The organism is Williamsia muralis, assembly GCF_002735905.1.
Classification (GTDB): Bacteria; Actinomycetota; Actinomycetes; order Mycobacteriales; family Mycobacteriaceae; genus Williamsia; species Williamsia muralis_A.
The window spans coordinates 1,047,628-1,063,427 of sequence record NZ_PEBD01000004.1; the positions used below are offsets into that span (position 1 = coordinate 1,047,628).

General features: G+C 66.1%; 15 protein-coding genes. 12 read left to right on the top strand and 3 right to left on the bottom strand.

Going from position 1 to position 15,800, the window contains the following annotated elements; genetic code table 11:
• Positions 1 to 12 precede the first annotated feature (12 nt).
• On the bottom strand, positions 13 to 1,305 hold the full coding sequence (gene nhaA / locus CSW57_RS05600; protein WP_099381773.1) for a Na+/H+ antiporter NhaA: 1,293 nt from the start codon (positions 1,303 to 1,305) through the stop codon (positions 13 to 15).
• Between the two features lie 264 nt (positions 1,306 to 1,569).
• Between nhaA and CSW57_RS05605 the strand changes: the two genes are divergently transcribed.
• Positions 1,570 to 1,977 carry a TIGR03668 family PPOX class F420-dependent oxidoreductase gene (locus tag CSW57_RS05605; protein WP_099381774.1) on the top strand — a complete coding sequence of 136 codons (408 nt, stop codon included), beginning with the start codon at positions 1,570 to 1,572 and terminating at the stop codon, positions 1,975 to 1,977.
• Here CSW57_RS05605 and CSW57_RS05610 read toward each other — a convergent pair.
• Both CSW57_RS05610 and CSW57_RS05615 read right to left on the bottom strand, forming a co-directional pair.
• On the bottom strand, positions 1,943 to 2,875 hold the full coding sequence (locus CSW57_RS05610; protein WP_099381775.1) for an alpha/beta fold hydrolase: 933 nt from the start codon (positions 2,873 to 2,875) through the stop codon (positions 1,943 to 1,945). The genes CSW57_RS05605 and CSW57_RS05610 overlap by 35 nt on opposite strands.
• Positions 2,876 to 2,885: 10 nt before the next feature.
• Positions 2,886 to 3,401, bottom strand: a complete 516-nt coding sequence (locus CSW57_RS05615) for a GNAT family N-acetyltransferase (protein WP_223249051.1) — start codon at positions 3,399 to 3,401, stop codon at positions 2,886 to 2,888.
• 36 nt (positions 3,402 to 3,437) lie between these two features.
• Between CSW57_RS05615 and CSW57_RS05620 the strand changes: the two genes are divergently transcribed.
• The 11 genes from CSW57_RS05620 (at position 3,438) to CSW57_RS05670 (ending at position 15,797) form a co-directional block, all read left to right on the top strand.
• The gene (locus tag CSW57_RS05620; protein ID WP_099381776.1) at positions 3,438 to 4,286 is read left to right on the top strand and encodes a PhzF family phenazine biosynthesis protein; all 849 of its coding nucleotides are present in this window, start codon (positions 3,438 to 3,440) and stop codon (positions 4,284 to 4,286) included.
• Positions 4,287 to 4,288: 2 nt separating this feature from the next.
• Entirely contained in the window at positions 4,289 to 5,218 is a 930-nt protein-coding gene (locus CSW57_RS05625) for a TatD family hydrolase (RefSeq protein ID WP_099381777.1), read from the top strand.
• 71 nt (positions 5,219 to 5,289) lie between these two features.
• Positions 5,290 to 6,411 (top strand): resuscitation-promoting factor, encoded by a 1,122-nt coding sequence (locus tag CSW57_RS05630; RefSeq protein WP_099382085.1) that lies wholly within the window; start codon positions 5,290 to 5,292, stop codon positions 6,409 to 6,411.
• A gap of 31 nt (positions 6,412 to 6,442) precedes the next feature.
• Positions 6,443 to 7,306, top strand: coding sequence for a 16S rRNA (adenine(1518)-N(6)/adenine(1519)-N(6))-dimethyltransferase RsmA (rsmA, locus tag CSW57_RS05635; protein ID WP_099381778.1), 864 nt, complete (start codon positions 6,443 to 6,445; stop codon positions 7,304 to 7,306).
• Between the two features lie 24 nt (positions 7,307 to 7,330).
• Positions 7,331 to 8,269 carry a 4-(cytidine 5'-diphospho)-2-C-methyl-D-erythritol kinase gene (locus tag CSW57_RS05640; RefSeq protein ID WP_099382086.1) on the top strand — a complete coding sequence of 313 codons (939 nt, stop codon included), beginning with the start codon at positions 7,331 to 7,333 and terminating at the stop codon, positions 8,267 to 8,269.
• Positions 8,266 to 10,086, top strand: coding sequence for an ABC-F family ATP-binding cassette domain-containing protein (locus tag CSW57_RS05645; protein WP_099381779.1), 1,821 nt, complete (start codon positions 8,266 to 8,268; stop codon positions 10,084 to 10,086). Before CSW57_RS05640 ends, CSW57_RS05645 begins: the two co-directional genes overlap by 4 nt.
• Positions 10,087 to 10,099: 13 nt before the next feature.
• Positions 10,100 to 11,101 carry an enoyl-CoA hydratase/isomerase family protein gene (locus tag CSW57_RS05650; RefSeq protein ID WP_099381780.1) on the top strand — a complete coding sequence of 334 codons (1,002 nt, stop codon included), beginning with the start codon at positions 10,100 to 10,102 and terminating at the stop codon, positions 11,099 to 11,101.
• Positions 11,102 to 11,279: 178 nt separating this feature from the next.
• Positions 11,280 to 11,993, top strand: a complete 714-nt coding sequence (locus tag CSW57_RS05655) for a TetR/AcrR family transcriptional regulator (protein WP_223249052.1) — start codon at positions 11,280 to 11,282, stop codon at positions 11,991 to 11,993.
• Positions 11,990 to 13,243, top strand: coding sequence for an MFS transporter (locus CSW57_RS05660; protein ID WP_223249053.1), 1,254 nt, complete (start codon positions 11,990 to 11,992; stop codon positions 13,241 to 13,243). Before CSW57_RS05655 ends, CSW57_RS05660 begins: the two co-directional genes overlap by 4 nt.
• Complete coding sequence (locus CSW57_RS05665) at positions 13,240 to 14,499, top strand: alanine racemase (RefSeq protein ID WP_223249054.1); 1,260 nt, start codon at positions 13,240 to 13,242, stop codon at positions 14,497 to 14,499. Before CSW57_RS05660 ends, CSW57_RS05665 begins: the two co-directional genes overlap by 4 nt.
• Entirely contained in the window at positions 14,487 to 15,797 is a 1,311-nt protein-coding gene (locus tag CSW57_RS05670) for a D-arabinono-1,4-lactone oxidase (RefSeq protein WP_099381781.1), read from the top strand. Before CSW57_RS05665 ends, CSW57_RS05670 begins: the two co-directional genes overlap by 13 nt.
• Positions 15,798 to 15,800 lie beyond the last annotated feature (3 nt).

Sequence of the window (15,800 nt, forward strand, 5' to 3'; positions counted from 1 at the left end):
CTCACTGCTCGGTCAACGGGACTGTGGCGTCTGATAGACGTCCGGGATGCCGTCGTGGTTGTCATCGACGCTTTCTTCGGCACAGACGGCCCGGTAATGCCGATTGCGGATGCGCAGCAGGACGGCCGCGAGTACCGCGGCCAGCAGTGACCCGGTGAGCACACCGATCTTCACGTGTTCATCGCGTTCGGAGCCGATGCCGTAGGCCAGGTCGCCGATGAGCAGGGACACGGTGAATCCGATACCGGCCAGCATCGCGATGCCGAGGACATCGATCCAGCGAATCGCCGTGTCGAGGCTCGCGCGGGTAAAGGCTGACAGCAGTCGGGTGGTGCCGAAGATCCCCAGCGGCTTACCCAGGACAAGTCCGGCGATGATGCCCAGTGCGATCGGATCTCGTAGGGCGTCGGTGAACCCGGACAGACCGCCGATGGCGACGCCCGCGGCGAAAAACGCGAACACCGGGACCGCGAAGCCGGCGGAGATGGGCCTGATCCGGTGCTCGAAGTGTTCGGCGAGGCCGGGCCCTGCGTCGGGGCCTCCGGCTGCCTTACTGCGGATCACCGGAACCGTGAACCCGAGGAGCACGCCGGCCACGGTCGCGTGGATGCCCGACTCGTGTACAAACGCCCACGTCAACGCGGCGAGTGGGAGGAGGACCCACCAGGACCGGATGCGTCGCTGCACACAGACTGCGAACAAGGCGAGCGGCAGCACCGCGAGCGCAAGTGCTCCCACGTTGACGTCTTCGGTGTAGAACACAGCGATGACGGTGATCGCGAGTAGGTCGTCGACAACAGCGAGGGTCAACAGAAACGTGCGTAGCGCGGAAGGCAGATGGGTGGAGATGACGGCCAGCACCGCGACAGCGAAGGCGATGTCGGTGGCCGTGGGGATGGCCCACCCTTCGACGGCGCCGTCGCCGGCCGGCAGGGTGATGGCCACGAATATCGCGGCGGGCACCACCATCCCGCCGACGGCCGCGGCGATCGGGAGCGCGGCACGCGCAGGATTGCGGAGATCTCCGGCGACGAATTCCCGTTTGAGTTCGAGGCCGACGACAAAGAAGAAGATGGCGAGCAGCCCGTCGGCCGCCCAGGTCGCCAGACTCAGGTCGAGATGCAGCCCCAGCGCGTCCGACCCGACGGTCGTCTCACCCAGCGACGTGTAGGCATCGGACCACGGTGAGTTCGCCCACACCAGCGCAATCACCGTGGCGACCAGCAGCAAGGCTCCGCCGACGGTTTCTTTTCGGAGAATCGACGAGACCCGTGATACCTCCGACCACGATCCCCGGGCGAACATGGGGAGTGCGGTTCCCCGCGAGGGTGGCCCGGCCGAACCTGGCGGTGTCGGTCCGGTGGGCTCGGGAGCTTGGTTGTCAGACAACGAGGTACCTCACATCTGTCGGTGATGACATGACATGGCACGCAGATCGATTACGCGTTGCACATGGCCGACCAGACTTCCCGGCACTCCTGGGTGATCACCTTACAAGGTCTGCGCAGGCTCTGCTGACGGCTCTGTGGGCATCGCCTGCCGGTCCGGCTCGGCGATCTAGGGTGAATCGTGGCCGTCTCCGACCCGAAACAGTTGTTCGCCAGTGCGCCCGTTGCCCGGCTGGCCACGGTGTCCGCCGACCACCGGCCCCATGTGGTCCCGGTGGTGTTCGCCGCGGCCGGCGACCTGATCTACACCGCGGTCGACGGCAAGCCGAAGTCCGGTAAACCCTTGCGGCGCCTGGCTGACATCGCCGAATGCCCGGAGGTCAGCCTGGTGGTGGATCACTACGAGGATGACTGGAGCCGACTGTGGTGGGTGCGGGCCGAGGGAACAGCCCGGATCCACGATGACGGCCCCGAAGTGGATGTTGCATTTCGGCTCCTGCGCGCCAAATATCCGCAGTATCAGACCGTTTCGCTCGACGGTCCGGTGATCGCCCTCACCGTGCGGCGTTGGAGTTCGTGGACCGGCTGAAGTTGGCCACCAACTCGGAGATGAACTGAGGCCAGAGCGGTTCGGGCAGATCATGGCCCATGCCGTCGATCAACACGAGCTTGGAACCCTTGATCGCGCGCGCGATGGCCTTGCCGCCGGACGGGCGCATCAGCCCGTCTGCCTTACCGTGGATCACGACGGTCGGTGCCGTGATCGCGGTGGTGTACTTCTTCAGGCTGCCGGTTCCCATCACCGCGCAGGTCTGACGCACCACGCCGGCGGGGTCGTGCGCGCGGTCGTACGCTGCGGTCGACCGTCGCAGGGCCTCGTCCCAGCTGAGTTGGTACTTCGGGCTACCGATGGCCCGGATCGCCTTGGCTGCGTTCTCGATGTAGGCCTCGCGGGTGGCACCTTTTCCGGGTCCGGACAGCAGCGCCCACAATTTGCGCGGATCCGGGGGTGGCAGGAAGGCCTCGTTGGTGCTGGAGAAGAAGATCGCGAGCGAGAGCACCCGCTCGGGGTGTCGGCCCGCGAGGACCTGGGCGATCATGCCGCCCATCGATCCGCCGACCACGTGCGCCTTCTCGATCTCGAGGGTGTCGAGCAGGCCCACGGCGTCCTGGGCCATGTCCACGAGGGTGTAGGGGACATCGCTGGGAAGGCCGAGTTGGTGGCGGGCCATCCTGGTGAGCATCGAACCGTCGACGCGTACTCCGTCGAGATGCGTCGAGAGGCCGATGTCCCGGTTGTCGAAGCGGATCACCCGATAACCCCTGGCGGCGATGGACTCACAGAACGCGGTCTGCCAGAACGTCAACTGCGCGCTGAGACCCATGATCAGCAGTACGGCCGGATCGTTCGGGTCACCCATGTCCTCGTAAGCGATCGTGATGTCGCCGACCTGCGCCGTTCCTACCCGGTTCTCGATCTCACTCATCGTCACGACCTTAGTACCCGGCCCCGCGGGCGGAGGGTGGACTCTCGTCGACGGACCGCAGGGATTTCGCGTAGCAGCGGCTCAACGGGCTGCCTGCGTAGTGGCCGTAGTTCTCGATGGGGGAGTACCCCAACGACTCGTACAGCGCCATCGCCTCCGGTTGGCGTGTGCCGGTCTCGAGCCGCACCACATCGGTCCCACGAGTTTTCGCCCGATGCTCGAGTGCATTCATCAGTGACCGCGCCACGCCTCGCCCGCGCTGCCCGGGCCCGACGTACAGCCGCTTGACCTCGTCGAGTCCAGGGCGCACACCGATCAGGACGACAACACCAACTGCTACACCGTCGACAACGGCCACGAAGTGGTCGCCGGTCGCGGGAAGGGGTTCGAGTTCCACGTCCTCTGGGTAGCGGACGTTCAGCTCGGCGACGGCAGCGGCGATCAAGCGCTGTACATCGGAGTCGTCGGCCGGCCGGGTCTCGATGTCCGTCCGGGTTCCGCCATCGCGGCCCATGTCGATATCCATTGGAAAACGGTAAATCGACCAGGGCACAATTCACACATGCCCCTGCGCCCCTTCCAGCAAGTCGACGTCTTCGTCTCCGGATCCCTCTCGGGGAACGCCGTCGCCGTCGTCTTCGACGCCGACGGATTGACCGATGCGTCGATGGCGGCCTTCGCGAACTGGACGAATCTGGCGGAGACGACGTTCTTCCAAACCCCTGACGACCCGGCGGCGGACTACAAGCTGCGCATCTTCACCACTGCCGAAGAGCTGCCGTTCGCCGGCCACCCCACCCTCGGGTCAGCCCACGCCTGGTTGCGTGCGGGGGGAGTCCCCAAGGGCGACAACATCGTTCAGGAGTGCGGCGCCGGGCTGGTCACGATCAGGTCCGACGGCGACCGCCTGGCTTTCGCGAGTCCTCCGCTGGTCCGGTCGGGGGCTGTCGACGACCAGGATCTGGCCACGATCCACAAAGCCCTGGGTCTCGCACCGTCCGATGTGGTCGCCTCGAACTGGGTGGACAACGGGCCACGGTGGATCGGTCTGATGCTCACCTCCGCGCAGCGAGTACTCGAGGTCCGCCCGGATTTCGATGCACTCGGGTCGCTCAACGTCGGTGTGATCGGTTCGTATCGTGGCGATATGCCCATGCCCGCCGATCGGCCGGATTTCGAGGTCCGGGCGTTCATCCCGGGGGTCGCCGCGCCCGAGGATCCGGTGACGGGGAGCCTCAATGCCGGCCTCGCGACGTGGCTGCGTGGTGAGCAGGCGGTACCGGCGTCGTACGTGGCCTCGCAGGGGACCGTGCTCGGCAGGGCAGGCCGGGTCTACATCGACGATGACGGCACCGACATCTGGGTCGGTGGCCGCAGTGCCACCGTCATCAGCGGCGAGGTGGACCTGTAGCGATGGCCGACCACCAGAGCACCACCCCTGACGGCAATACCCCTGACGGAAACATCACCGACGGCATCGACTCCGGGCTCAGCAACAAGGAGTTGAAGAAGCAGCGTCGCCGGACCCCGCCACCCGATCCTGAGCCCCTTGCACCGTTGATCGATTCCCACACCCACCTGGCTGCCTGTGGCGGCCGCGACGCCGATTCGGTGACCGCCATCCTCGACCACGCCGAATCCGTCGGCGTGCGGGCGGTGGTCACGGTTGCCGATGACATGGTCGACGCCCGCTGGGCAGTCGCCGCAGCACAGTGGGACCAGCGCGCGTACGCCGCGGTGGCCCTGCATCCCACCCACGCCCATGAGCTGGACGACGCCGCCAAAGCGGAGCTCGAGCAGATGCTCACCGATCCCAGGGTCGTCGCGGTCGGGGAGACCGGCCTCGACTACTACTGGCCGGGTCGATCGGACGACTGCGCCATGGTGCCGCAACAACACGAGGCGTTCGCCTGGCACATCGACCTCGCGAAAAGGGTCGGCAAGCCGTTGATGATCCACAACCGTGAGGCCGATCGGGATCTGCTGGACGTGCTTGCTCGCGAGGGGGCGCCGGACACGGTGATCATGCACTGCTTCTCGGGAGATGAGCAGATCGCGGCTGAGTGCATCGAGCGTGGCTATCTGTTGAGTTTCGCCGGGACGGTCAGTTTCAAGAACTCCACCACCTTGCAGGCGGCCGCCAAGTTGGTGCCCGACCACCTGCTGCTGATCGAGACGGACGCGCCGTTCCTGACCCCGCACCCGTACCGCGGGCAGCCGAATCAGTCGTACGTGCTGCCGTACACCGCGCGAGCGCTGGCGGAGGTGCGAGGACAGGACGCTGCGGAGGTCGCTTCGGCGATCACGGCCAATGCCGTGAGGGCCTATCGTCTCGACATCTGAACAAGGGCCTGAACAGGCCGTTTAGTTGCCGCTTTGCACAAAACACACCATCCCGTTATCTTAACGTGATCATGTCTGTGCTCTCTCGTATCAACTCGTCGACCTCCCGCACCCCGCGCATCGCTGTCGCCCTTCTGCTCATCGTGCTCATCGCCGGCGGCATCATGGGCACCGCGATGTACAAGAACGTCACCATCGACGTCGACGGGGAGCTCAAGACGGTGGCCACGATGCGCACCTCCGTCGAGGGCATCCTCCAGGAACAGGGCTATGACCCGTCTGGCGGAGATCTGGTCCAGCCGGCCCCGGGCGAAGGTGTCGGCGACGGTGAGACCATCACGTTCCACCGGCTCAAGACCCTGACCGTGAACGTCGACGGCAGCCCCCGGGAGATCAAGACCAACGCCACCACCGTCGAGCAGGCACTGGCGCAGGTGAACCTGGTCTCGGACTCGATCGAGATCGAAGGCCCCACCACCGCTCAGCTCCCCGTCTCGGGCGGCCTGGTGAACGTGGTGCTGCCCAAGAAGGTTCACCTGACCGATGGATCCGAGAAGGTCACCAAGGACATCGCGGCCAAGACCGTCGCCGAACTCCTCGCGGACACGGGGAAGCCGCTGGCCCCCACCGATGAGGTGACCCCGGCGCCTGAGACCCCGGTGACCAACAACATGGACATCACGGTGACGCGTATTCGCACCGAGACGATCACCGTCACCGAACCCGTCGCGCCGCCCGAGAACAAGGTCGACGACCCGAACCTCGTCAAGGACCGCAAGGTCGTCAAGAAGCCGGGCACCCCCGGTTCGCAAGAGGTCACCTACGAGGTGACGACGGTCAACGGCAAGGAGACCGCGAAGAAGCAGGTCGATGCCGAGGTCAAGGTAGAACCGGTCGCCGCAGAAGTTGCCGTGGGCACCAAACCGGGTGCGCCGTACGTGCCGCCGGGCTCGGTGTGGGATGCGTTGGCGCAGTGCGAGGCCACCGGTAACTGGGCGATCAACACCGGTAACGGCTTCTACGGTGGCGTGCAGTTCGACCAGAACACCTGGGACCGCTGGGGTGGGCAGGAATACGCCCCACGTGCCGACCTTGCGACCCGTGAAGAACAGATCGCAATTGCCACCAAGACCCAGGCCGCGCAAGGATGGGGCGCGTGGCCCTCTTGTTCCTCGAAACTCGGCTTGCGCTGACCGCGCAGGCACCCGTTGATCGGGCAGCGCTCTGACGAACTCGCCCGCGCTGCTCGGCCCCGTCGAAATCCGGGAACTCGCAGCCGCTCTCGACATCCGGCCCACCAAGACGCTGGGGCAGAACTTCGTTCACGACGCGAACACCGTGCGGCGGATCGTCGCGGCGTCGGGCGTCGGAACCGATGACGTCGCCCTGGAGGTCGGTCCGGGGCTCGGCTCGCTGACCCTGGGGTTGCTCGGCGCGGCACGATCGGTGCTCGCCGTCGAGATCGACCCTCGCCTCGCCGGTCGTCTGCCCGACACTGTTGCCGACCGCGCGCCCGATCAGGCAGGTGAACTCACCGTTGTCACCGCCGACGCACTGCGGGTCACGGCAGCCGATCTACCGCAGCCGCCCACCGCGTTGGTCGCGAACCTCCCGTACAACGTCGCGGTGCCGGTTCTGCTGCACCTGATGTCGGAGTTCCCGAGCATCACCTCGGCCCTGGTGATGGTGCAACTCGAAGTGGCCCAACGGCTCGCCGCGGGGCCAGGTGGTCGCGTCTACGGGGTCCCCAGCGTCAAGGCGCGCTTCTTCGGAGATGTCGGGCAGGCGGGAACCGTGGGGCGCAGCGTGTTCTGGCCCGAACCCAAGGTGGAGTCCGGACTCGTGCGGATCCGCCGATACGCCCAGTCGCCGTGGCCGATCGACGACGTACATCGACGTCGGGTGTTCTCGGTGATCGATGCGGCTTTCGCCCAGCGGCGCAAGACATTACGGGCCGCCCTCTCGGGACTCGCCGGTTCTGCCGCACAGGCGGAGAGCATGCTGGTCGCCGCCGGGATCGACCCAGGTCTGCGCGGTGAGCGGCTGGCCATCGAGGACTACGTCGCGCTCGCCGCGCAGCTCGATTAGGCGGGCCGCATAGACTTGAACACCGTGTTGTCTGTCGTCCCACGCCCCGTCACCGTTCGGGTGCCTGCCAAGGTGAACTTGCACCTGGGGGTCGGTTTGCCGCGTCGTGACGGCTATCACGAATTGACCACCGTCTTCCAGGCGCTCTCGCTGTCGGACACCATCTCGGTGGTCACGGCCGACGCACTGTCGATCACCGTCACCGGCGACAGCGCCGGTGCGGTACCCCTCGATGCGACCAACCTCGCCTGGCGCGCCGCGGAGCTGATGGCCCGGGTGGCCGGTCGCGAGCCCGCTGTCGCCATCAGCATCACCAAGGGCATTCCCGTTGCCGGGGGGATGGCCGGGGGAAGCGCGGACGCCGCCGGGACGCTGGTGGCACTGGCACGGTTGTGGCGACTGGACATCGGTCGCGACAAGATGCGCGACCTCGCGGCCGAACTGGGCAGCGACGTCCCGTTTGCGGTGCGGGGCGGTACCGCACTCGGCACGGGTCGTGGCGAGAAATTGACCACTGTGCTCTCACGCGGCGAGTACCACTGGGTGCTGGCCGTGGCCAAGGAAGGACTCAGTACCGCCGCCGTGTACCGCGAACTCGATCAACTCCGAAAGTCGTACTCCTCGGAAGAGGACACCGGCACCTACACCGAATCGCCGGACGAACTCTTGCAGGCGCTGGCGTCGGGAGACCCCGTGCGCGTGGCGGGATTGCTGCACAACGACATGCAACCGGCCGCGCTGTCGATGCGACCGGCGCTACGCAGGACACTGCGCGCAGGCGTCGACGCCGGGGCGCTGGCCGGGATCGTGTCCGGGTCCGGACCGACCTGCGCGTTCCTGTGTGCCGATGAGACGTCCGCCGTGACCACCGCCGCCGAGTTGTCGGGAGCCGGGGTGTGCCGCGCAGTCCGGACCGCGTCCGGACCGGTTGCCGGCGCCCGCCTGATCGAAGGGGCCACATGACCACCGCAGGACGAAAGACGAACGGCGCGAACCTCATCAGCGTCGAGAACATCAGCAAGTCGTTCGGGGTGAAGCCGCTGCTCGAGAAGGTGAGTCTCGGTGTGCAGGAAGGCGACCGGATCGGGGTCGTCGGCCTCAACGGTGGTGGCAAGACCACGATGCTGGAGATCCTGGCCGGTATCGAACCCCCCGACGAAGGCCGTGTCGCCAGGGGCACCGGTCTGCGGATGGCGGTGGTCACCCAACGCGGCCATCTGCCGCCGGAGGAAACCATCGGCCAGGTTGTGCTCGCACCCCTCGATGTGGCCGAACACGAGTGGGCCGGCGACGCCCGAATCCGTTCGGTGCTGGCCGGAATCGGTATCGGCGCACTGGGTCTGGACACTCTCGTCACCGACCTCTCCGGTGGACAGCGGCGCCGGGTCGCGCTGGCGGCCGCACTGGTCCAGGACCTCGACCTGTTGATCCTCGACGAGCCCACCAACCACCTCGACCTCGAGGGCATCGCCTGGCTCGCAGACCATCTGGTCTCGCGGCGCAGTGCACTCGTGGTGGTCACCCACGACCGGTGGTTCCTCGACCGCGTCGCCACCCAGACATGGGAGGTGCAGAACGGCAAGGTCGAGAGTTACGAAGGCGGTTACAACGACTGGGTGTATGCCCGCGCGGAACGGTCGCGGTTGTCCGACGCTGCCGAGGAACGCCGGCAGAACCTGGCCCGGAAAGAGCTCGCCTGGCTGCGGCGTGGCCCCCCGGCTCGTACGTCGAAGCCGAAGTACCGGATCCAGGCCGCGGAGAAGCTGATCGCCGACGTACCGCCACCGCGAGATTCGGTGGCGTTGGCCAGTTTTGCCAAACGGCGGCTGGGCAAGGTTGTCATCGAGCTGGAAGATGCACGGCTGACCACCCCGGACGGACGCGTTCTTCTCGACGACCTCACCTGGCGCCTGGCCCCGGGGGAGCGGATCGGACTCGTCGGTATCAACGGCTCGGGTAAGACCACCCTGCTCCGCACACTGGCCGGTGAGACACCGCCTGCCGCGGGCAAGAGGATCGAAGGTCAGACCGTGTCGATCGGCTGGCTGCGCCAGGAACTCGACGACCTGCCCGTCAACATGCGCGTGATCGAGGCGGTCGAAGATGTGGCCGGCCGGATCACCCTGGGTGACAAGGAGATATCGGCCGGCCAGTTGGCCGAACGGTTGGGCTTCACCCCGGCCAAGCAGCGCACGCCGGTCGGTGATCTCTCGGGTGGGGAGCGCCGCCGACTGCAGTTGACCCGAGTCTTGATGGCGCAGCCTAATGTATTGCTGCTCGACGAGCCCACCAACGACCTCGACATCGACACGTTGCAGCAACTGGAAGATCTGCTCGACAACTGGGCGGGCACGCTCGTGGTCATCAGTCACGACCGGTTCTTGATCGAGCGGATCTGCGAGAGCACCTGGGCACTGTTCGGTGACGGCCGATTGACCAACCTGCCGGGTGGCATCGAGCAATATCTCAAGAAGCTCGCGGCCGGACCGGCGCCGACTTCGGCGGCCCCGTCACGCCCCGGTGCGACCCCGGCAACGGGTGCCGGTGCCGGTGCGGCAAAGGGCTCCGGCAGCGAGCGGGACATGCAGAAGTCGCTGAAACGCCTGGAGAAGCAGGTGGTGCGGTTGGCCGACCGCGAGAAGCAACTGCACGAACTGCTGGCCGCGGCCGCGACCGATGCAGACCAGTTGATGAAGCTCAATGCCGAGCTCAAAGACGTTGTCGCAGAGCGGGAAGCGGCCGAGGAGTCATGGATGGAACTCGCCGACCAGGTCGGCTGAGAAGGAGGAATCGATGTCGTTCATCCGTACACAGGTCTCAGGTGGGGTCGGTGAGATCATCCTTGATCGCCCCAAGGCGCTCAATGCCCTGGACCAGACGATGGTGGACGACATGTTCCCCGTCCTCACGGCGTGGGCTGACGATCCGGCCATCGAACTCGTGCTGGTCACCTCGGCCAGTGATCGAGCATTCTGCGCAGGTGGCGACATCCGTGCGATTCGGGACGCCGCCGTTGCCGGCGACCACGCTTCTGTGACACGGTATTTCAGCGCAGAATACGAACTGGACCAGCTGATCGCCGAATACCCCAAGCCTTATGTCGCGCTGATCGACGGTGCCGCCATGGGTGGCGGGCTCGGCATCAGTGTGCACGGTGAGGTGCGCGTGGTCAGTGAAAAGGCCATGATCGCAATGCCCGAGACCGCAATCGGGTTCATCCCGGACATCGGATCCACCTACTTCTTGCCGCGACTGCCGGCCGGCGTCGGGCTCTGGCTCGGCCTCACCGGCGCGCGGGTGCGTGGCGCGGACGCGGTGGCGCTCGGCCTGGCCACCCACTTCGTGCCGAGCGATCTGTTCGAGGGCCTGGCGGACGACATCCGCGCGGGAGTGCCGCTGGGCCAGGCGTTGTCGGGACGCGCGGAACCCGTCACCGGGACCGAGTTGCCGCTGGCGAAGATCGCCGAGTACTTCAGCGATGACCCGATCGAGGCGATCGTCGGCGGGTTGCGCGGCGCCGTGGTCGACGAATGGGCCACCGAGATGGTTGCCCTGCTCGACCAGGCGTCACCCACCAGCCTTGCCGTGACGGCTGCCATGATCGACCTCGGTAGCCGCTCAACGCTTGATCAGTGCCTTGAACGCGAGCTCAACGCCGCCGAACAGATCACCCGCACTCACGACTTCGCCGAAGGGGTTCGGGCCGTGCTCGTGGACAAGGATCGAAACCCGCGGTTCGACCCGGCCGACCTCGCCGATGTGGATCCAGCAGTGGTTGCCCGCATCGTCGGCTAGCCGTCACCTGGCCGGAGTTCGAAGGCGTTCCCACGTCGGTGGGCAATGCGTGACCATGCCGATTCTGGTCGACCTGGCCATTCGTACAGCGCGGTGACTCCCGGTGCCATACTCTCGACACCACGAGTGGGTCATCTGACCCACTCACTCGGTGGCGAAAGGGTGGTCCGTGGCGAGGATGTCCGTGGAGACCCGCAGAGATCTGCTGGTCCAGGCCGCTTTCCGGGTGATCGCCGAGCACGGGGTCGAAGCCGCTACCACCCGGCGGATCAGTGCTGCTGCCTCGATGTCACTCGCCAGTTTCCATTACGCGTTCGAATCGCGCGACGAACTACTCGCCGAGTTGGTGGCGCGTGGAACCTCCGACGAACTTGCCACCTTCATCGCGCCCCTGAGTCCTCCGTCGCCGAGCCCCGAATCGGTTGATTCTGGGCTGATTGCTTCCGAGTCCATTGCCGCCGGGCCGGACGAACCCGAGCGTCATACCGAAGGTGCTGGGGCCGAACAAGCAGCCGAATGGGTTCTGCCGGCCGACATCGGCGATCTCCTCAAAGCCGGGCTGATGTCGTATCTCGAGAGCATCATCGCCGACCCCGGGCGTGAATCGGCCATGATCACACTGGCTCAATACGCCAGGCGGACAAAAGGACTCGAGCACTTCGCGCAACGTCTCTACGACCGGTACTACGAAATAGCGCAGACGACGCTGGAAGCGGCGGCCGAGGCGATGCATGTTCAATGGGCCACCGCGCCCAGCAATCTCGCACCGCTGGTGGTCGCGGCCACCGATGGTCTGACGTTGGCGTACCTCAGCACCGGCAACCGTGAGATCGCAGAGCGGATCATCGATGCAACCGTGACCATGTTGCGTTCACATCTGGTGTCACCGTGACCATCACGACGCAGCCGAGGGTGTCGAGACGGTGGGTGGCGCTGTTCGCGCTGGCCTGGGTGGGTATCTGGATGGCGCAGCTTGCACCGTTCCAATTGGCGCTGCCCGAACAGATCAATGACTGGCTGGGCGTGGGAGACGTACTGCAGCAGAGTAACTGGGAACGCAGCGTCACCACATTCGGAACGATCTCCGGGATGTCGGCGGTGTGCGCTCTGGTGGCGTTCCCGCTCGCCGGCGCCCTGAGTGACCGGACCTCCGGTCGATTCGGCCGCAGGCGCCCCTGGATCCTCGCCGGCACGGCGGTCTTCGCGGCCGCGCTTGTCATGCTGGGCCCGCAGCACACCTACTGGGGGCTGGCCCTCTTCTGGTGCCTGGCGCTGACCGGCTTCAGCATGGCCGCAGCGGCACTGACCGCACTCATCAGCGACCACGTGCCCGTCGAGCAACGCGGGGTGGTGTCGAGCTGGGTATCGGCGCCGCAGGCGATCGGCACCATCGCCGGTATCGCTGTGCTCACCGCGGTGGGCGCACACTACGTCGCCGGGTATGCCTTGCTGGCGCTGCTGCTCGTTGTATTCGTTGTGCCCTTTGCCCTTTGGGTTCCTGACCCGCCCGTGCAATCGGTCGCGACACGGCGGCTGGCTGTGGGCGCGCTGTTCGCCGAGCTGTGGATCTCGCCGCGCGAACAACCAGATTTCGGCTGGACACTGCTGGGACGGGTGCTCGTCAACATCGGCAATGCGCTCGGGACATCGCTGTTGTTCTTCTACCTCCAGTTCGGGCTCGAGGTGTCCGAGCCCGAGGAGTCGCTGCTGGCTCTCACCGCGGTCTACATGGTGTTCGTCATCGCCGTCGCGGTCGGATCCGGCGCCCTGAGTGACCGGATCGGGAGGCGCAAACCGTTTGTCCTCGTTGCCGGTGTGCTCCAAGGCGCTGCTGCACTGGTGATCGCGCTGGTTCCCGGCCTCGCCACGACAATCGTCGCGGCCGCGTTGCTGGGCGCGGGATTCGGATGCTTCCTCGCCGTCGACCAAGCGCTGGCCACGCAAGTGCTGCCCGACGCCGACCACTACGGAAAGGACCTGGGGATCATGAACATCGCGATGGCCGTGCCCCAAGCGCTGGGCCCGCTGCTCGGGGCCTTCATCGTCCACCTCACGTCCGGGTTCACCGGCCTGTTCGTCGCGTCGGCGTTCTTCGGGATACTCGGCGGTTTGTCGGTGCTCCGGGTCAGGAGTGTGCGATGACCGAACTCGGACTGGACGGAGCCGTGATGCGACCGGAGTGGCCGTGGGCGGCAGAACCCGAAACATATTGGCGTGCCATCGATCAGGCGGTGCGCGACCACGGTGCGCCCGACGGGCCGGTGGCAGTACTCGAACTGACAGCGCTACGGCACAACGTGGCAGATCTGCGTGCGCGAGCCGGTGGAGTGCCGATTCGGATCGCCTCCAAATCGTTGCGGGTGCGTTCGGTGATCAGTGAGATCCTGGCCACCGATGGCTTCGCCGGTGTTCTGGCCTACGACGTCGCCGAAGCCCACTGGCTCGCCACGGAGGCGGCTGTGACCGACGTACTGGTGGGATATCCGACAGCCAATGCGCATGCGATCGCAAAACTGTCGACGGACCCGGTGGCGGCGGAAAGGGTCACCCTCCTGGTCGATTCGGTGGACCACCTCGACCTCATCGCGCACGCAGTGCCACCGGGTGCCGCTGACGTGAGGGTCGCCATCGACGTCGATGCGTCCTACTCCTCCCGACTGCTCGGGCACATCGGTGTTCGGAGATCGCCGATTCGCACAGTGGCGCAAGCCAAACGACTCGCGCACGAGGTGGCTGCGCGGCCTGGAGTGAGGTTGGTCGGAGTGATGTCGTACGAGGCCCAGGTGGCCGGTGTGGGCGATGCCATTCCGCGCAAGCGCTTGCGTAACAAGATGATCACCGAGATGCAGCGGCGGTCGATGGCCGAATTGGTCGATCGGCGGGGGCGGGTGGTCGATGCCCTGCGCACGATCGCGGACCTCGAGTTCGTCAACGCCGGGGGGACCGGTTCGATCGAGGTCACCGCCGCCGACCCGTCCATCACGGACATCGCTGCGGGTAGTGGTTTCTTCGGCGGCCACCTGTTCGACAACTATGCCTATTTCAAGCCGGCGCCGGCCATGTCGTTCGGCTTGTCGGTTGTTCGCGTTCCGGCACGGGGCATCGTCACGTGCCTGGGTGGTGGGTGGGTCGCGTCCGGACCGCCGGCCCGGGACCGGTTGCCGCTGCCGGTGTGGCCGGCGGGACTCGACTACCTGCCGCGCGAGGCGGCCGGGGAAGTACAGACGCCACTGACCGGCAAGGCCGCACAACAGATGCGGGTCGGCGACCGGGTGTGGATGCGCCACACCAAGTCCGGTGAACTGAGTGAACACGTCAACTCGATCCTCGTGGTCGACGGCGGCAGGGTGGTCGGTGAACTGCCGACCTATCGCGGCGAAGGGAAGTGCTTTCTGTGACGGCGGTGTGGCGGAATTGGGGCCGGACGGAATCGGTGAACCCGGCCGAGGTGGTGACGCCACGAGACACCCATGAAGTTGCCGATGTGGTGGCGAGAGCTCGTACCACCGGTGTGACCGTCAAGGCCGTGGGGTCGGGGCACAGCTTCAGTGCTATTGCCATTGCTCCGGAGATTCAGCTGGACATGTCAGGTCAACGCGGACTCGTCGCCGTCGACACGGCCACGGGTCGGGCGACACTGCGAGCTGGTACCACCTTGCGCGAGATCCCGGGTCTTCTCGCGCCGTACGGGTTGGCCATGGCAAACCTCGGCGACGTGGATGCCCAGACCATCTCAGGTGCAACATCGACGGGGACCCATGGCACCGGCCTGCGCCACGGTGGGATCAGCACACAGATCACCGCGGTGCAGTTGGTCACGGGCAAGGGCGACGTCCGCACAGTGAATACCTCTGAGCCTCAACTGCTCTCGGCCGTCGCGCTGGGGCTCGGTGCACTCGGTGTGATCACCGAGGTGACACTGCAGTGTGTACCCGCATTCACCCTGCGAGCCCAGGAAGGTCCGGAGCAGGTGGACGACGTCATCGACTCGTTCCTCGAGAAGGTCGCGCTCCACGACCACTACGAGTTCTATTGGTTCCCGCACACCGGCTTTGCGCTGACGAAGACCAACACCAAGCTTCCCCCCGAGACACCCAGGTCTGGCCCCGGCGCGGTCCGGCGATTGATCGACGACGAGGTCGTGAGCAACGGGCTGTTTCGCGTCACCTGTGAGGTCGGGGCCCGCTTTCCTTCGGCGGTTCCGAGGATCAATTCACTGGCCGGGAACGCTTTGTCGGCTCGGACGTACACGGATGCATCGACCAAGGTATTCGTCTCACCTCGTCGGGTTCGCTTCCGGGAGATGGAATACGCGATCCCGCTGGACCGGGTACCGCAGGCGCTGAACGAGGTACGCGACATGATCAACCGGCGAGGGTTCAGGGTCAGTTTCCCGATCGAGGTTCGTGCGGCGGCGGCAGACGACCTTATGCTGTCGACGGCGAGTGGGCGGGACAGTGGGTACATTGCCGTCCACCGGTATCACGCAGACCCGGTGGACGGTTACTTCGACGAGGTCGAACGGATCATGGCCGACCACGGTGGGCGGCCCCATTGGGGGAAGATGCACACCCGCGACGCTCGTCACCTCAGGTCGGTGTACCCGCGGTTCGATGAGTTTCTCAGTGTGCGTGGGGATCTCGATCCCGATCGCGTGTTTGTCAACCCCTACCTCGCCTCGGTACTCGGCGACTGAACA

Bases quoted from the DNA above. Each gene is read 5' to 3' on its own strand.
- CSW57_RS05615 (WP_223249051.1), bottom strand. From the start codon at position 3,401: ATGGATATCGACATGGGCCGCGATGGCGGAACCCGGACGGACATCGAG.
- CSW57_RS05620 (WP_099381776.1), top strand. From the start codon at position 3,438: ATGCCCCTGCGCCCCTTCCAGCAAGTCGACGTCTTCGTCTCCGGATCC.
- CSW57_RS05650 (WP_099381780.1), top strand. From the start codon at position 10,100: ATGTCGTTCATCCGTACACAGGTCTCAGGTGGGGTCGGTGAGATCATC.
- nhaA (WP_099381773.1), bottom strand. From the start codon at position 1,305: ATGTTCGCCCGGGGATCGTGGTCGGAGGTATCACGGGTCTCGTCGATT.
- CSW57_RS05655 (WP_223249052.1), top strand. From the start codon at position 11,280: ATGTCCGTGGAGACCCGCAGAGATCTGCTGGTCCAGGCCGCTTTCCGG.
- CSW57_RS05645 (WP_099381779.1), top strand. From the start codon at position 8,266: ATGACCACCGCAGGACGAAAGACGAACGGCGCGAACCTCATCAGCGTC.
- CSW57_RS05665 (WP_223249054.1), top strand. From the start codon at position 13,240: ATGACCGAACTCGGACTGGACGGAGCCGTGATGCGACCGGAGTGGCCG.
- CSW57_RS05625 (WP_099381777.1), top strand. From the start codon at position 4,289: ATGGCCGACCACCAGAGCACCACCCCTGACGGCAATACCCCTGACGGA.
- CSW57_RS05630 (WP_099382085.1), top strand. From the start codon at position 5,290: ATGTCTGTGCTCTCTCGTATCAACTCGTCGACCTCCCGCACCCCGCGC.
- CSW57_RS05610 (WP_099381775.1), bottom strand. From the start codon at position 2,875: ATGAGTGAGATCGAGAACCGGGTAGGAACGGCGCAGGTCGGCGACATC.